Source organism: Neisseria sp. 27098_8_139 (assembly GCF_041433195.1).
Lineage (GTDB): Bacteria > Pseudomonadota > Gammaproteobacteria > Burkholderiales > Neisseriaceae > Neisseria > Neisseria subflava.
On sequence record NZ_JAPWBA010000001.1, the window covers coordinates 244,660 to 261,152 of the forward strand.

The window sequence follows — 16,493 nt, forward strand, 5'->3', positions numbered from 1 at the left end:
GCAGAACATGAAACGCTTTATCTCCCTGTTTGTTTCTATTCTGCTCAGTGCGGTTGCACTGGCGTGGTTTGCACAAAACTCCATCAATGCCTATTGGCAGCAGACCTATCATGAAAATAGTCCGCTTGAGCCTTTATCCGAATACGCTTGGTGGCGTATCGGTGCGGATTGGCAACAAAAAGCCTACGAATTTTCAGACGGCCTGAAAGCTTCACTGGAAACAGAAGACGCTTTGGCTTCGGAAGACTTTGGTATTGAAACAACAAGGCCGTCTGAAAATACGGAAGACATTGAAGTATCGGACAATCAAAAAGACTCTGCTGCTTCCGATGCGGCTAACAATACGGATACCGTAGCCAGTGAGCCAAGCAATCAGGCTGATCAGTCGGCAACGCAGGTCGTGTTGAAAAAAGGCAACAAAGTTTTCTTTGCCGGCGACTCGCTGATGCAGGGCGTTGCACCTTTCGTACAAAAACACCTCAAGCAAGAATATGGCGTACAATCGGTCAACCTCAGCAAACAAAGCACCGGTTTGTCCTACCCCAATTTCTTCGACTGGCCGAAAACCATCGAACAAACTTTGCAAAAAGAACCCGACATCCGCGTTTTGGTTGTATTCTTAGGCCCCAACGACCCTTGGGATTTCCCGATGGGTAAAAAATACCTGAAGTTCGCTTCCCCCGAATGGGAGGCAGAATACCTCAACCGCGTCCGCCGTATTCTTGATGCAGCCTCCGCACATGATGTCCAAGTCATTTGGCTGGGCATTCCTTACATGAAAAAAGCCAAGCTCAACGAACAGATGCGCTACCTCGACAAAATCCTGTCGGGTACGGTGTCGCCTCAAGCCATTTGGCTGCCGACCGACAAACTGTTGAGCAATGGCGCAGAAGAATATGCCGACTCTGTCAAAGTAGATGGAAAAATCATCCGTTACCGCAGCAAGGACGGCATTCACTTTTCCGCAGAAGGCCAAAAATTACTGGCCGGAAAAATTATGGAAAAAATTAATTTTACACACGATACACAACCATGAAATTTAATAAAACCTTACTCCTCACGCTTCTCGCACTCCCTATTACCGCCTGCGCAACCAATGACGGCCTGTTAAGCAACTACGGCTCTAACCGCCCTGCCTGGCTAAACAAACTGCAACAGCTTAACCATACTTCAGACGGCAAATTCCGCATTATCCAAGTCGGCGACTCCCACACCGCCGGCGACTATTTCACCGACCGCCTGCGTCGCCGTTTGCAACAACAATGGGGCAACGGCGGCATTGGTTGGGTTTACCCCAATACTGTCAAAGGCCAACGCATGGCAACCGTCCGTTACAACGGCAGCGGTTGGAACACCATCAGCAGCCGCAAATCACACAGCGATTTTTCTTTCGGCGGGATTGAAGCGCGCGCCGATGGCGGCAGCGTTACCTTAAGCGCAGCCGACGGCAGCATGGATATGCAACAAATCTCCATCTTCGGCAAACCGGTTTGGTCAGAGCAAACCCTGACTGTCAACGGACGCGAAATCCCTGCCACACAAAACGGTTGGCAACTGCTGCGTACCAACGCCTCCTTGCCGATGACCCTCAGCAGCAGCATGCCTTGGCAAATCGGTTTCATTAATATCGAACGCCCCGGACGCGGCATAACCGTTTCCGCTATGGGCATCAACGGCGCGCAGTTATCCCAATGGTCAAAATGGCGGCCGGGCATGTGGGAAGATTTGGCACAAACCAAAGCCGATTTAATCATCCTTGCCTACGGTACCAATGAAGCCTTTTCCGGCAATCTCGATATTTCCTCTACCGAGCAGACATGGCGCAATTACATCCGTCAAATCAAAAACACCCTGCCCAACGCAGGTATCCTGATCCTCGGCGCTCCGGAATCTTTGAAAACCGCCTACGGCAGCTGCGGCAACCGCCCTGTCTTGCTCAGCGAAATACAACAAATGCAGCAACGTGTTGCCCGTGATGAAAAAATCATGTTCTGGTCTTGGCAGGATGCAATGGGCGGAGCATGTAGCATGAAAAACTGGATGGCTCAAGGCTTGGCAGCCAAAGACGGCGTTCACTTCTCTGCACAAGGTTATGAAACTGCAGCCGATAAGCTTGCCGACAGCCTGATCCGCTTTGCCCAATAAATTGGCAAAAGCCTAAGTGCTTTTCATTAACAGTACACAAAAGGCCGTCTGAAATTCATATTTCAGACGGCCTGATACCTTGGTAAAAAACCTCTTTACACAAAAGCTTAAATCTTGTACTTAGGTTTCGACTATTGAGTAAAAGATAAAGATAGCTACCTTGCTACTTTTTCAAGTAACATCCAAACAAGATAATATTACTTAAAACTACAGATTTTCCTGAAAGAAATCCGCAGTTTTTTAACCTCCTTGTCTGCGTCTTTATCATATAAAAAATGTGGATTGCATCCTCAATGCACACCAGCTCTTTCTTGGCTGGAGTAGCGCACCCAAAGGTGGATTCTCCTGATATGCTGTGTTGGATTAAACTCTGGACGAGGAATTTATTCGTGAAACGCAGAGCATCATGAGACAGCCTTCAGAAAAACTGCGTATTAGCAATTTGTTTTCTGCTGTTAGGCAACATGACGCGCATGTGTAAGGTATAAATCATAGGCTTCACAAGCGTAAGCAAATGGTGCGGACACCGCTTCTCCCGATGTATAAAAAACATAATTCCCCATGATCAGCTCCGTCCCTTGGGCTTCGACCGTTCTGCCTTGAGCCAATGGACTTTTCCAAAAACGCTGTTCGCCACCGCTAAAAAACCTACTTCAGTAAGTTTACGCACACAAACCCCTACTGTTTGCTCTTTTACACCCCCACCTGGATGAACTACTACAATGACAGGATATTGTTTGGTTTTGTCGAAGCGTTCAGTTATAAAAAGTACTCACGCCAATCAATACCGTTGAGTGAGACTTAGATACGCTGTTGCATACTATACATATTTGATATTTCAATATAAATTACATAATTTAGAAATTTTTTTTAGATATTTTATATAGAGAAATTAAATGGATATTAAATCAATAGAAAAAATATTAAAAATGCCGTCTATCGGTAATTTTAAATGTATTGAGCTTTTTGAAGTGATTGGTATAAGAGATAGTAACCCTTCTTTTAATATTTTCTCACTGGCAGTTGCTCATGAGACAGATTTGCCTTTGACAGAGAAAGAGAACATTACACCAAATCTTATTAAATTAAAGGCTGATAAATCTCAAAAGTTTGGAGTTCTCAAAAGAATTGTTTCTATAGAAGATTTTCTTAAAATCATTTCTTACTTAGTTACTCCAGGTTCGAATGAAGATGATCGCAATAAACTTTGTTATGGTCATTTAAAAACTATTCCTCCTGTTTATGTTCCGCCTTTAGAGCAAGGGAAGAATGAATTTTTAGGTTTACTCAAGAATAATTTTTTTGGAGGCTCACATCTTTTTGAATGGTTTGACGAAAGCAAAGAATACGTTGCGCCACTGATAAAAAATCTTGCTGCCTTGGACGAGCTTTCTGGAAGGTTACAGGAATACTTACCCATTAAAATCGGTACTCATTCTGATAGATTAGGCAATATCATCGTGCAAATTCCTTGTGCTGCGGTGGCATTTACAATAGAAAGAAGAGATGAACAAAGTCATCAGTTATTGTCTAATTTGGCAGTTAGCCCCCATTTCTCAGGAGAGATGAACTTTTCAGGCATTTTTTGGAGGGAACAATATGGCAGTATTATTGATTTTCAGAAAATTCCATTAGTCGCGGGGAGGAATATCATTCCATTTCAGCAAATTAATGGGAAGGGGTATTATACAATTTGGGATGAAAGTAATCAGATAATTTGTAGTGGCGGTCAAGTACGCTCATTCGTCGAGAGTGTAAATTCCCCTATGAGCCTGCAGGAGTATAATCAACGAATATTCAAATTACCTAATGGAAAAGAGAAAAGAATCAATATTTTTACCCCGACATCACAAAGCCAAATTGGCAAGAATACTAAAGATTATCGAAATTGGGTTAGAAATAGATTTCTTAAAATAGAAAAACAAGAATTACATGATACTTTGAAATTAAGGCAATTTAAGCGGGATATGCGTCAAGAAGCGTTGGATTTTATTAGAGAGTTGATTAAAAAATATGGAAAAAATGGTATTTATCTTTGGGATCCCTATTTGAATGCAAAAGATTTATTGGAAACTGTATTTTTTAGCCCGTCTGCTAATTCACCAATCAAAGCACTAACTGGCTTAAAAATTGCTCCACAAGAAAATAAAACATCATCTTATAAAGCCGACCTTGCAAACGAAATTAACCAAGCAATTCGTCAAGCTGGCTGGTTAAATCTGACCTTTGTCAATGCTGACCGTTCTAAGGTTGGCGATTTTCATGACCGTTTTATTATTTTTCCACAAGCAATAGATGAACCTGTAAGAGCTTGGTCATTGGGAACATCGGTGAATAGCCTAGGAAAAAGCCATCACATCATTCAAGAAGTTGAAGATGGGCAGATTATTGCTGATGTTTTTGAAGAAATGTGGGAACAATCAATTAATGATGAGAATAATATTCTATGGAAATCGAAGAACAATTAACTACTGCTCAAATACTTTGCCTCGCTCAATCCCCTGAGTATGATGCCAGCGTTCCTGATGGAATATTTTCATTCTTTGATGAGCATTTTGATTTTGCTAATTGGAAATGGGATGATAAATCCCATTTTTGGCAATATCAGGATAATTTCTATCCATCAAGCATTGATTACCATGATGCGGTTATTTATATTGATGATATAGATAAGAAAAATACGTTGATAGAAAGTATTTCATGGCTGATTAACATTTTACAAGATGAGCATTCTAGTGATAAAGATCAAAAGATAGCTTTTGAATTGACTTGTCTTCTTCCTAAATTTTGGGTAATCAGCTATGAAAAAGGAATTATTTTCTCTCAATCCTGTAAAAATTTAGCTATGAAATATTTATCTCATCTGGAAATTGAGTTGTCTACTCTTCAGAATGCATCAATTAATGACAATGAGAGAATGGATTCTCTAACAGAAAATTTAGAAAATGAACGATGGAAAGAACTCGCAGAAGATAAATGGCATTTAAATGAATTATATAATCGTCTGTCTTTAAATTTTCATCAATCATATTCATTTATATCCGAGCATTATGACCACGAAATATTATCATTGATTAATCAGGAAACTAAGGTTTTTAATCTTTTATATTGGCTTGCTTTGCTACCAAAAAAATATCGCCAACCTTTTGCGCTGCACACAACCAATAATTTGGCAAAATTTCTTTTGTTGTTTAGATTAGATCATTTATTTAGAAATAATATGAAAAATGAGCAAATCCAATTATTAGATATTTGGAAAGATTGCCCTAATGAATGGTTTGATGTTTTTAACCAATATCCTGTCAGATACCCTTCTTTACAGCTAGGATTCGGTGCATTTTTGAGCAATGCTACCGATGAAAAAATCCGCATCTATATTGACAGTCTGCAATTAAATCAAGATGAGGCACATATCAAAGAATGTTTGGCGTATTTTTTTGCTCATGCTGATGAAAATAGGGTTCAGTATTTATGCAAATTAGCTTTTGAGAAGTGGAAGGACTGGGATTTTGGGAATCCTTACTCAATTGCTAGAAGTGTCCTAGATAGAGCTTTAGTGAAATATTTCCAAATAATGCTTCCTAAACAGGATAGAGAAAATTTCATTCAAAACGAAATTAATCAAATCCTGAATTTCCAACAAGAATGGTTTGCTTCGATTGTAGAACTGGATAAATTTGTTTATCTGCATTTGTCCCGAATGCAACCAGCTTGTATCGCTGAAGAATTAGAACAAGATTCATCACTATCGTTTGAAGATATTCAGAATGGTATTTATTACCCTAATCAATTTAACAATGATTTAAGGTGGAGAAATTGGACTCATTTGGATAGATTTAATGGATGAAAAATTTCCTACGTTGTTTGCAGTATTTAGTGTCAAGACATTAACAAGCAAAAACGCTTTGCTTACCATACTTATTTATCAAGTAGCAAATTGGTAAAGCTTTTCCCCGAACTTCCCCGCAAGCAGTGGACAGTATATGTTTCCCGCCCGCAACGAAATATTACCCCTCCTCGCGTAAAACCCGTGTTTGATTGGTTAATAGAAAGTCTGACAAAGATATTGAGGAGATAAAGTGCGAATAGATATAGTGTCAAATGTAGTTGGTAAGAAAGATAAATGAAATAGGGAATATCCCAGAAGTGACCGCGTAAAGCCATCTGAGGACACCATATTTAAACCTATTGAAAGTAACTAACAGACTAAGCGTACCTGTTGTTGTCTAAAAGGTGACCTGGATGCCTAACAATTGCGCATCTAGCGTGCCTAAAGAGAATAAAATGGGGATCGAGAACAAACAACAGCCGAAATCCTGTATTTGGATTTCAGCTGTCGAGCAAAGAGTTTTTTTGTAAAGATCTTAGCCGTTCATTTATATCCGTTCAGCCAAAATAACAGCTTAACCTGCTTTGGTGTCATTTCAATATCAAGCCAAAACGTTGCTGCTCATTCGTTGCGTTTGGTTTTCCGTAAAACGAACCAATCTTGCCTGCTTATCAAAGCCTAATGGCTTGGCAACAAGGCGGTTGGGCAATTTGTTCAAATGATGGTTGTAGCTTCCGGCTCTGCGGTTGTAAGTGCGGCGTGCCGATGTGACTTCCGCTTCTGCAGCATCCAGCATTTCCATCAAACCGGCCAATTTCTCATCAGGATACTGTTTCAAAAGGCCGTTGACGGCAATTTGCAATTTTTTCAGCGCATAATTCAATGCTGTTTCGGCTTCGCACAGATGTTTGATTTTAGATTCGGAAAAGGTTTTGGCAGTTTGCGCCAATGCGGTTTCGACTTCAGCACACATCTGCTGAACGTTTGGATCCGATGCAATGCCCTGCTCTTGCAGATGTTTGCTGTATGCATCCAATACATGACGGACGGCCTGATGTCGGCAGTCGAGCGCAATGCGCAAAGAAACAAAGGATTCGCGACAGTCTTTTTTGCGGTCTTTCAACTGTTGTTTGAAATACAATAAGACGGTGGCGATTGATACGAAGATAAGTGTAAGACTAATAATGCCCATAGTGAGTTCCCTAGTTATGATGCCACTCATATCGATGGCTGATTTTTTACATTGATTATAATCCAATTCCAATATTTTTTCCCAGTTTTTATAAAAAAGGCCGTCTGAAATTCAGACGGCCTGAAGTTTATATTTCTATTTCAATGCTTTGACTTGATGTCGATAACCCACACTTCTGATTGCGAACCCAAACGAAGGGGAATGCCCCAGAAGCCGTAGCCCGAAGTGGTGAAGAAATGGCCGTTGCCGATCGCCTCATAACCGTAAGCAAGACGATAAAGCGTACGGACAATAAGGTTGGCAGGTGCAACTTGGCCGTTGTGAACATGGCCGGAAACTTGCACATCAATCGGCAGCCGGGCATGGGCTTCGATTGAAGTAGGACGGTGGTCCATCAATAAAACCGGTAATTGGGTATTTTGACCTTCCAAAAGCTGTTCCGCACTGGGACGCTTGCGATCCAAATCATCGCTCCGCCCTACCAGCAACACGCCATTCACTTCCAAAACCTGATTGGCCAAAACCGTCAAACCTGCCGCTTCCAATTCATGCTTGATACGCTTCTGATCGCGGAACCAGTCATGATTGCCTAAAGTGGCATAAACGCCCATCGGTGCAGTCAGCTTCTGCAAATGCGGTTTCATGTTTTCTTTAAGGTAAGCATCGACGGTATCGTCCATCAAATCGCCCGGCAGCAACACCATATCGACTTGTTCCCGCTTCATAATGTCCGTCAGCTTGTCCAATTGACGCGCGCCAAACAAAATCCCCAAGTGTAAATCGCTGGCCACGCCGATACGCAGCGGCTTATCCATTTTCTTATTGATGAATACGGTTTGATGGCGGACAACGGGCGTATAGGCGTTATACATCCCAAAACCGAGCAAACCGGCCACAAACAAAGGCGCAAACAGCCGCAGGCTTCGTGACAGCGGTTGGCGCGCCACAAAACGGCGCAGCAAAAGATACAGGATAAATGTCGCCAACGCGGCATACATCACAAACAGCAAGATCACCATCCAAAACGCCACCATGCGGAACATCATATGTCCCAACTCCAGCAGCAAGCCGACCAACAAGCCGTTTGTAATGAAATAGGAAATACCCATCAGCCAACGTCTGCCGACTTTACCAATCCAAGGCGCAAACAGCCATTGCAACGAACGACCAAGCCCGAATGTAAACACTTGCAACAGAATGACGCTCACAAAAAACATCTTGCCAAACATGCCTTTTTGCCCTAAAAAATCAAAAGGAAGATTTTAGGCCGTCTGAAACTTTCAGTGTATAATCCCACGCGTAAAAACCCATAATATTTTGAAAGGAATCATCATGAGCCATCCCCAATCAGCCATTATTCCTGATCACGCACAAGCCGGTATTTTTATCGAAGCAGACATTTCAGACGGCCGCAACGAAGACATCAAATCTGCCTGCCGTCTTTCTTTGGAGGCACTGGCCAAATTAAAAACCCGTTTTCCGAATGATATTTTGGGTTTGACCATTGCCTTCGGCAGCCGCGCATGGCAATCGTTCGGCCATACTGACGAAGGCAGCGAAATCAAACCTTTCCCTGAATTGGGAAACGGCCTTGCCCCTTCCACCCAACACGACCTCTATATCCACATTCAAGCCACCGAGCAAAAAGCCGCCTATGCCTTGGCCCAATCTGTTTTAGGCGCATTCGGCGACAGCATTCGCGTAGCCACTGAAGAACACGGCCTGCGCCTGTATGAAGACCGCGGCTTGGACGGTTTTGTCGATGGTACGGAAAATCCGCAGGGCGATGACAATGTACGCAATGTTGCCATCATTCCCGAAGGCAAGCCGGATGCCGGCGGAAGCTATGTTTTGCTGCAAAAATACCTGCACGATTTGAAAAAATGGGATGCCGTTTCTACTGTCGAACAAGAAGCCTGCGTGGGCCGCAGCAAAGAAGCCAATGACGAATTCAGCAAAGACGTGCGCCTGCCCGACTCCCATCTCGGCCGCGTCAATGTCAAAGAAAACGGCATTGGCCTGAAAATTGTCCGCCGCAGCCTGCCCTTCGGCAAACTCAGCGGCGAACATGGTTTGATGTTCACTTCCTATTGCAACACGCTGCACAATATTGAAGTTCAGCTACTCAATATGTTCGGCGATGCAGACGGCAAAACCGACTTACTGCTGAAATATTTGTCTAAAGCCGTATCAGGTGCTTACTACTACGCACCTTCTGTCGAGCGTTTGCAAAATCTTTAACGGCTCACAGGCCGTCTGAAAAAAAACCTGCCTTTTCAAAGGCAGGTTTTGTTATTTAAATTCCCTTAATATTTTTTATGGTATCATCATAGAAATTTATCCTATCATTTCTTAATAAACCCTGATTACAGACAACGATAAAAACCGATAAGGGGGTATATACTGTTAAATCTTCTGTTAAATCTTCTGTTCTTATAACGGCTGTTGATTCCTTACTCCCCGAATGTTGATTTTGAAGTTCGGGGCTGTTGATATTGCATTTCGGGGCTGTTGATTCCTCACTCCCCGAATGTTGCAACATCAAATCATCAAAAGCGTCTAAATTCAGCTTGTAGTAAATGCGGTGTTCAATTCGTTTTTCAGTCTCGGTCAAGACACCGCGTTCTTTCAGTTTATTCCGTGCCGTTCTTTGCTCTTGAACGGATAGCCCAGTTTCAATTTCAATTTCTTCCGCTGTCCGGTAAATGCCTAATTCATGCCGTGTCTTATCGTGCCAGTAGAAGAAATGACTGAATAAGATTGACGCGTTCACGCCGCCTAAAGGCTTTGCCAATTCCGGGTAATACGCGATTGGTTTACCTGCCACTCTCAACATTTCAGACGGTTTCATCATCAACCCCTTGACTACACGGCGGACGAATTGATTTACCGCTCACGCAATACCTGAAGGGCGGTTACTACGCTTTCAAATTTTTAAAGAACCGTTGAAACTGTGTTTTGCTTCGATGGGTGTATTTAAACATAGTGTTTAATAATATGCAACACTCTGTTTAAGATTTTTGTTTAAAATTTATAAACATTTTGATTATTAAAAGAATTTATTTTTGAAATTTCGAAGGCACAAAAAAACCGCATTTCGGGCGGTTGTGTCGGTTTTGTGTCGTTTCAGGTTCAGCGGGCGTGAAAAAGGCCGCCTGAATTTCAGACGGCCTGAAATTTACACTTTGTGTAAATCGGTAATTTTACAAAGTTAGGCTAATCTGACACGCGCCGGCTTCAGTTTTAATTTGGCGAAATTCCACCAAGTTAAAAACGGGGCAATCAGGCGGAGGCAAAGTTTCTGATGATTGCGTCGTCCTTGTTGCGAGCAAGCTGTATACGTTGCTCCTTCAGATCGCCCAGCACGTCAAGCAATGCCTTTTGTTGTGCCTTGTCTGGATACTCCGGGGGCTCGTAGGCAAACAATATTTCAGAGCGGTCGATGTATCCGCTGCGCCGCAACCATTTTATGCTGGCAATCCACTTATCCGACTTGTGATAGATGTCGGCAGGGTCTTTTTGTCCGAAATATATCGGCTTAATGATTTTCCGTATTTCGCCGTTTTCCGCCTTTTGCACTAAGGGGATGGAGGCGTGAAAGCCTGACGGGTCGCCGATTGTGCTTTCTTTGAAGGGGTATACCGTCTGAAGCGGCTTTAACATTGCCTGTATTTGGCGGGTAAGTTCTGCTTCGGGTTGGCTTTTGGCAAAGCTGTGGGCGACAAAATAATCAAACAGGCGGTTCAGTTCCTGCTCCCTGTCGGAGGCGAGGGTTACGCCCGGTTGGGTGGCCATAATCAGGGCTTCGCGCGGGCGGGTCAGATGGTCGAGCATGGCGCGTATCTGATCGGGCGCGGAGTGTGCCGCCAGTTTTCTAATCCGCTGTAATTCTTCTGCAAAGGTATGGGTTGCCGCTTTATAGACGAACGGCTCGAAGTGGCGGAAAAAACGGCTCAATCTGCTGTAGCGCTGTTCGATTTTAAAGTCGAAGTAGCCGCTTTGAGGGTGGGTTATGATGATGCCGATGTTGGCAAATTTGCGCGTTTGGACATAGGGCATAAACCGTATGACGGCAAAACGCATGGCATATTGGTTCATGAGATGCTCCAAAGTGTTCCGTTATCAATGCGGCGGACGGTTTCGTCGGTATAGCTGCGGTTATAGGCGGCGGGCAGGTCGCGCTCTTCGTTTGCCCATGCCCACTCCAGCGGCAGATTATCACACGCTTTTCTGTAGGCTGGCAATGCGCTTTTCAGCTATAATTCCATCTCTTCCTGAAGCACCCAGTCTTCCAAAACCTGTTTAAATGCCGATGAGAAAATATGATTTTGCAGGAAGTTTTTTGGATTGAAGCCGGTGTCGAAGGCGCAGTTATGGTCGATGACGATCAGGGGATTGTCGCAATTTCTATACAAAAGGTTAGGGTTGCCGATTGTTCTGTCTTCATTGCGGATAAACCAATCGAAGGTGGCGATTTGACGCTGCATAACTATATCGATTCGGGGGATGTCCGCCGGCTCAAGCAATGCGTAGCCTTTTTTGCGTCTGCGAGCCGAAACAGATGCCTTTGCCGATTTCCTTCATCCTTGCGGGTAATTCTTCGTACAGCTCTTCTCCGACTTCCAACAGATCAAACGGGACAACGGGCAAACTTAAAGCCTGCGCTATGTTTCCACCTATCCATTCGTTTATTTGGCTCGCACGGGTGGCATGCAGCCCTTTGACGAAATATTCCAGACTATTCTCCGCCATACAGATGAATGGCGAGGTAATGCCTTGCTCTGCACGGTCCATTATTGTCTGTATCTGCAACATTTCTTTTCCCTATGAAAATTACACTTTGTGTAAATCTGTAAATCCGACTTTTTGAGATTTTCCCAGGGCGGAATTTGTCAATCCAACACGCTCCACCAGAAGACGCGGCCGATAACGGTCAGGCTGTCCAAAGGGGCGGTTTCGTCTGGATAGAACCCGCTGTTGTGGCTGCGAATCAGCACATTGCCGCCGGGCTGCCGTATCAGGTATTTGACGCGGAACATCCCATCTTGTGCGAAAGCATATATTTTGCCGTCGCGTATAGCGGTTTCGCCTGTATCTACCGCGATTGCCGCGTCTTCTGCGATTTTCTCCTCCATGCTGTCGCCGGTTAGGGTGCAGCAGAAGACGTTGTCGGGATTGATGCCTTTGCGTTTGAGCGTGGATTTGCCGAACGGCAGGCGGTAGCCGTTGTAATCTGGAATCTCATACGCGCCGGTTCCCCCTTTAAAACAACTTTCCTTTAGATATGGAACAAACGTGTAGTCATCCTCCGGCAGCAGGTCGTTGCTGCTCCACATCATCGGGCTGTGAATGTCTTTGACTTCATGGGGTAGGCCTGGGTCAATGAGGACGGGCACGGTTCGGCTGCCTTCTCCTGTTCGCAGCCATGTTTCCGATACGCCGAATACTCTTGCTACTTCAGGCAACGCCTTTGCCGCTATACCTCGACTTTCCCAGTTTTTCAACGCCTGCTGGCTGATATTTAGACGCCCTGCTATATCAGCCGGCTTTAAAACTCCCTGCTCTTTGGCTATCTCAAAAAGTCTGTCAGTTGTTTCGTGCATTGTCATTTTTAATCCTATTCGCAGTTGGTTTAATTATTCTCCCATATTTAAACAAAATGTTGTCAAACAAGACTTAATTTTTATCTAAACATAGTGTTTAATATTGGCATTAGATTTAAATATTTGGTTTATTTATGGATAAAAGAGTCAGCGAAGACAAACGCCTGTTGCAATCAATCGGCAGTTACGCGGAGATTGGTCGAATAACGGGGAATAGCCCTCAATGCGTTTTCAATTGGACGAAGCGCGGAATACCTGCACGGATAAAGCTGAAATATCCCGACTTGTTTTTGAACTCAAAGAAATCAGACGATCAACCCAAATAAAAAAGCCCGTCGGGAATGGCGGGTACGAGATTTGGCCGGAGTTGAAAAGGAAAGCCCCACGCAGGAACGTGGGGCAGGGTTGAGGCACGAGGCCTGCAACAAAAGGAGTGAATATGATAGACCAAAAACAGACACAGTGCAAGAAGATAATTAATTGCGCAAAGGTGTATGAAGCACGGTTGAAAGTCTTGGCTTATATGCAAGCAGAAGATGTCAAAAAAACGCAGGAAGCGTTGAATAAGTGGGCTGAAATTGTGAAACCGCCGCCATGCCGTGCAAGATTTGCTGATACGCTGTATCAGGCGGTGCTGGCAAGCGGCCTGTATTGTCCAATACGCGCTTAATTGTTGCGCCGTCTATCACTTCAAGGGCGAATAAGTCGCCGCCCAGTGTTTTACGCGGATAGATACATGGCGCGTCAATGACAAACAAATCTTCCAGCAAGATGCGCAGCCAGTCCGTCCATGTATGCTCTTTGTCAGGCGACTGAAAGAACGCAATAGCTTCGTCAATCTTTCTGTCTTTGCGCTGCGATTCGTTGTTTGCCGTTGATTCGACATCGCGCTTTTGGATTGTCCATTTTAGGCACTCCATTTGGTCTTTGCGCGTCTCAATAACCAAACGCAGCACATCGTAGTTATCGGCAAGGGCGCGTAATTGTGCAAAGCCTATTGCCTCGCGTTCACGCGGCTTAGAATGCCCGACGTTGTAGAACGGCTCATAGTCGAACCGCCGCCCCTCTGCCTGCTGTGCGACAGGGGCTAAAGGCTCGCCCGTATCAAACCACCCGTCCGCGTTGCCGGTAAAGGCGTAACGGACACCAGCGGCAACGCGGGCAACAAAGCCTTGCGATAATGGTGTCTTTTTACTCATTTGTTTGCCTCAACCTGCGAACGCAGGTAATCAATCATGCCCGTTCGGGTGTCCAATAGCTCACTAAATGCACGGCTCAAACAGTCGATTTGGTCGTCATGCTGACCGTTTGGGAACATCCGCATTTCTGAAATCAGCGCGTCTGTGTCCCATGTGCCGTCATCTAATAACATCACGTTACCGATGTTGACCTGTGCCGCGAATGGTTCGGCTCGTGTTACCTTGTCGCCCGATTCAGGACTGGCAGATACAGAAAAACCCGCCAATTGACGGGTTAAATATAGGGTTTGCGACTTGCCGGCCTGCCCAGGGTCTTGCGGGATAGATATTTTTGTTTTCACACCGTCTTTTTGCACCGTGTTTTTCAAAATTCTGTCTCGCTCATCCGCCCCATATTGGCCGCGCACAATATTGGCAATAATGTACCGCCCATCTTCTGTAACACCAAGCCTGCCGCCTGCTGTATAGTCGCCATCGTTTGCGGTTGAGGCTAAGTCCCATCCGCGCACCCATCTGATATTACCGGCAGGCAATACCTTAACAAATTGCAGATTATCAGGCTTGAACGTACCGCCATCAGGCGGTGCAGATTTTTGCAAATACTGCCCGGCAAACACATACGGCGCGGCTTGTTCCATTCGGCGCAGTGTTTCAATATCGCGCTTTTCAGGCCATAACGCCGTGCCGTCATCTTGAATCGCTGGTAAGCACAAATGTTCCCATTCTTCGCCGTTGCCGCCGTCAAGCAGCCATCCTGCAATATCGTTTTCATGCAACCTTTGCATAATCACGACAATCGGTGTATCGGGGCTGTTCTTCCGTGATTCCAGCGTATTTTGAAACCAGTCGATAACATTCTGCCGTCTGACCTCGCTTCGTGCTTCGTCGGCCTTGTGCAAATCGTCCAGTATGATTGCGCCGCCGAACCCCTCGCGGTGTTTGCCCGCGCCAAAGCCGGTAATCGTGCTCCCGTACCTGTTGCGTACATCACGCCGCCGGCAGTTGTTTTCCAGTGATGACTACTCTCGCTTGCAAGTGCTAAATCAGGGAAAATTGCCCGATACTCTTCGTGTTGCACTAAATTCCGAATCTGTACGGAGTTATTGACCGCCAACGTAGCCGAATAGCTCGCATGAATAAATTCACAATCCGGCACGCACCCCATCGCCCACGCGATGAAGTTCACGACCGCGATTTCCGTTTTCGAGTATCGCGGCGGAATATTAATAATCAGGCGTTTTGTTTCGCCGTTGAAAACACGTTCTAGGGCGTTACAGATTAGGGCGTGATGATTCGCTCGCTGCCAAATATAGCCACGTCTTTGATAAAACATCCAGCGTGTAAACATATACAAGCTGCCGTATGATTCCTGGGGTATTTGTCAAAAGCGTGGGTAAGTGGTTTCACACCAACGATGAGAGCTGCACCCAATACATCCTACTGCGCACCATGAAAGAGTTGCCGGTGGGGTTACGCTGGAAAACGATGGAAAACGATTTCGTCCTCATGACCCGCGAGCTACTGGATGAGATGACTACGCAGATGGTATTGGATGAGCAGGCCAACTTTGCCAACGCCGAACGCCATAAAGCCGCCATGTTAAAGGCCGAAAATCCGCTGGAATACGATTATTCGGACGGCTGGACAGCTAACTACGAGCAGCCCGCCGCCGAGCTGGAGGAGGCGTAATCATGAAACCACGATACTACCTAGCTCTCTATAAAGGCCATCGGGGCGGCTCCGGCTGGCGCGTATGGTGTGCTCGAGCCACCGACTGGCTGACCCGCATTCTCACTCGTGGCCAATACAGCCACGCCGAGATTGCCTACGGCCCAGTCGAAGGCGGCGGGTACGACTGTATTTCATCTTCCGTGCGCGACGGCGGCGTGCGCGCCAAAACGATGCTGCTGCCCGCTGATAAGTGGGATCTAATCCCGTTGCCCGACAGCATCAATGAGCACGGCCAACTCGACCGTCTATACCGCAATACCGTCAGCCAGCCCTACGACTGGTTCGGTGCCGTCGGCGTGGTATTCAAAACCCGCCAACGCGGCGACAAGTGGTTTTGCTCCGAGTGGTACGCCGCCGCATTGGGGCTGCCCGACTGCTGGCGCTGGTCGCCCAATGATCTTGCCACCATCGTGTCCGTCCTAAAAAGGCAGGCATGAAAAATCTCGCCACGCAGGCGGGGAATAAGAAAGATGAGACGGCAACGCGGCAGGTGCGGGAACACCCGCAGCGAACTGCCCGCCTATCTCGACCTCGTAGCCGAACTGCACCTGCCCGGCTGGGAGTGTTTTGCAGACAGCCAAACCTTTACTGTGAGCAGCACCATCAACCGCAATTCGAGCTACGACGACCACCTGATTTATAAGTTCTGTCGACAAGCGGCAAAGCAGTAGAAAACAAACAGGTCAACGAGTATTCCATTAAAGGCTACTCTGGCACCGAAACCAATAAAGAAAACGGCAGCGTGACTGCCAAAGCCGGTATCAAATTCATCGATACACCAAAGACGGTTCAAA

The 16,493-nt window shown here is 45.5% G+C and carries 17 protein-coding genes and 2 pseudogenes; 8 read left to right on the top strand and 11 right to left on the bottom strand.

Annotated features, from left to right (window positions below; genetic code table 11):
* Nucleotides 1-7: 7 nt before the first annotated feature.
* Both patB and O3660_RS01270 read left to right on the top strand, forming a co-directional pair.
* Entirely contained in the window at nt 8-1,036 is a 1,029-nt protein-coding gene (gene patB, locus O3660_RS01265; RefSeq protein WP_049351381.1) for a peptidoglycan O-acetyltransferase PatB, read from the top strand.
* On the top strand, nt 1,033-2,145 hold the full coding sequence (locus tag O3660_RS01270; RefSeq protein WP_049351382.1) for an SGNH/GDSL hydrolase family protein: 1,113 nt from the start codon (nt 1,033-1,035) through the stop codon (nt 2,143-2,145). The genes patB and O3660_RS01270 overlap by 4 nt, the downstream gene beginning before the upstream one ends.
* A gap of 565 nt (nt 2,146-2,710) precedes the next feature.
* Here O3660_RS01270 and O3660_RS01275 read toward each other — a convergent pair.
* On the bottom strand, nt 2,711-2,908 hold the full coding sequence (locus O3660_RS01275; RefSeq protein WP_371464512.1) for a dienelactone hydrolase family protein: 198 nt from the start codon (nt 2,906-2,908) through the stop codon (nt 2,711-2,713).
* Nucleotides 2,909-3,041: 133 nt separating this feature from the next.
* On the opposite strand from O3660_RS01275, the gene O3660_RS01280 reads away from it, so the two are divergent.
* A complete protein-coding gene (locus tag O3660_RS01280; protein WP_371464461.1) occupies nt 3,042-4,613 on the top strand; it encodes a VPA1262 family N-terminal domain-containing protein in 1,572 nt (523 codons plus the stop codon).
* Complete coding sequence (locus O3660_RS01285; RefSeq protein ID WP_049351384.1) at nt 4,592-5,992, top strand: hypothetical protein; 1,401 nt, start codon at nt 4,592-4,594, stop codon at nt 5,990-5,992. The genes O3660_RS01280 and O3660_RS01285 overlap by 22 nt, the downstream gene beginning before the upstream one ends.
* A 583-nt stretch (nt 5,993-6,575) precedes the next feature.
* On the opposite strand, the gene O3660_RS01290 is transcribed toward O3660_RS01285, so the two are convergent.
* Together O3660_RS01290 and O3660_RS01295 are read right to left on the bottom strand one after the other, a co-directional pair.
* Nucleotides 6,576-7,166 carry a LemA family protein gene (locus O3660_RS01290; protein ID WP_049351385.1) on the bottom strand — a complete coding sequence of 197 codons (591 nt, stop codon included), beginning with the start codon at nt 7,164-7,166 and terminating at the stop codon, nt 6,576-6,578.
* 140 nt (nt 7,167-7,306) lie between these two features.
* Entirely contained in the window at nt 7,307-8,395 is a 1,089-nt protein-coding gene (locus tag O3660_RS01295; RefSeq protein ID WP_049351386.1) for a metallophosphoesterase, read from the bottom strand.
* A gap of 103 nt (nt 8,396-8,498) precedes the next feature.
* On the opposite strand from O3660_RS01295, the gene O3660_RS01300 reads away from it, so the two are divergent.
* A complete protein-coding gene (locus O3660_RS01300; protein WP_049351387.1) occupies nt 8,499-9,407 on the top strand; it encodes a Dyp-type peroxidase in 909 nt (302 codons plus the stop codon).
* Nucleotides 9,408-9,555: 148 nt separating this feature from the next.
* Here the strand turns inward: O3660_RS01300 and O3660_RS01305 are convergent.
* The 8 genes and pseudogenes from O3660_RS01305 to terL all read right to left on the bottom strand — a co-directional run.
* A pseudogene (locus O3660_RS01305) lies at nt 9,556-10,020 on the bottom strand (hypothetical protein); the annotation flags it as partial.
* A 428-nt stretch (nt 10,021-10,448) separates the two neighbouring features.
* Nucleotides 10,449-11,264, bottom strand: coding sequence for a DUF3037 domain-containing protein (locus O3660_RS01310; RefSeq protein WP_371464462.1), 816 nt, complete (start codon nt 11,262-11,264; stop codon nt 10,449-10,451).
* Nucleotides 11,261-11,410 carry a hypothetical protein gene (locus O3660_RS01315; RefSeq protein WP_003684959.1) on the bottom strand — a complete coding sequence of 50 codons (150 nt, stop codon included), beginning with the start codon at nt 11,408-11,410 and terminating at the stop codon, nt 11,261-11,263. Before O3660_RS01315 ends, O3660_RS01310 begins: the two co-directional genes overlap by 4 nt.
* Nucleotides 11,411-11,422: 12 nt before the next feature.
* Nucleotides 11,423-11,653, bottom strand: coding sequence for a HipA family kinase (locus O3660_RS01320; protein ID WP_003685086.1), 231 nt, complete (start codon nt 11,651-11,653; stop codon nt 11,423-11,425).
* Between the two features lie 31 nt (nt 11,654-11,684).
* Complete coding sequence (locus tag O3660_RS01325) at nt 11,685-11,960, bottom strand: HipA family kinase (protein WP_318250572.1); 276 nt, start codon at nt 11,958-11,960, stop codon at nt 11,685-11,687.
* A 98-nt stretch (nt 11,961-12,058) separates the two neighbouring features.
* A complete protein-coding gene (locus tag O3660_RS01330) occupies nt 12,059-12,775 on the bottom strand; it encodes a helix-turn-helix transcriptional regulator (RefSeq protein ID WP_049351389.1) in 717 nt (238 codons plus the stop codon).
* Nucleotides 12,776-13,308: 533 nt separating this feature from the next.
* Nucleotides 13,309-13,968 (bottom strand): hypothetical protein, encoded by a 660-nt coding sequence (locus O3660_RS01335; RefSeq protein WP_053090731.1) that lies wholly within the window; start codon nt 13,966-13,968, stop codon nt 13,309-13,311.
* Nucleotides 13,965-15,316 (bottom strand): annotated as a pseudogene (gene terL / locus O3660_RS01340) (phage terminase large subunit). The gene O3660_RS01335 and the pseudogene terL overlap by 4 nt, the downstream one beginning before the upstream one ends.
* A gap of 14 nt (nt 15,317-15,330) precedes the next feature.
* Between terL and O3660_RS01345 the strand changes: the two are divergent.
* From O3660_RS01345 to O3660_RS01355, 3 genes are read left to right on the top strand one after another with little or no spacing between them, the layout of a single operon-like run.
* On the top strand, nt 15,331-15,657 hold the full coding sequence (locus tag O3660_RS01345; RefSeq protein WP_053090732.1) for a DUF4376 domain-containing protein: 327 nt from the start codon (nt 15,331-15,333) through the stop codon (nt 15,655-15,657).
* Between the two features lie 2 nt (nt 15,658-15,659).
* Nucleotides 15,660-16,136: a hypothetical protein gene (locus O3660_RS01350; protein WP_049329709.1), complete on the top strand. Its 477-nt coding sequence runs from the start codon at nt 15,660-15,662 to the stop codon at nt 16,134-16,136.
* A gap of 33 nt (nt 16,137-16,169) precedes the next feature.
* A complete protein-coding gene (locus O3660_RS01355; RefSeq protein ID WP_080974647.1) occupies nt 16,170-16,370 on the top strand; it encodes a hypothetical protein in 201 nt (66 codons plus the stop codon).
* Nucleotides 16,371-16,493: the final 123 nt, after the last annotated feature.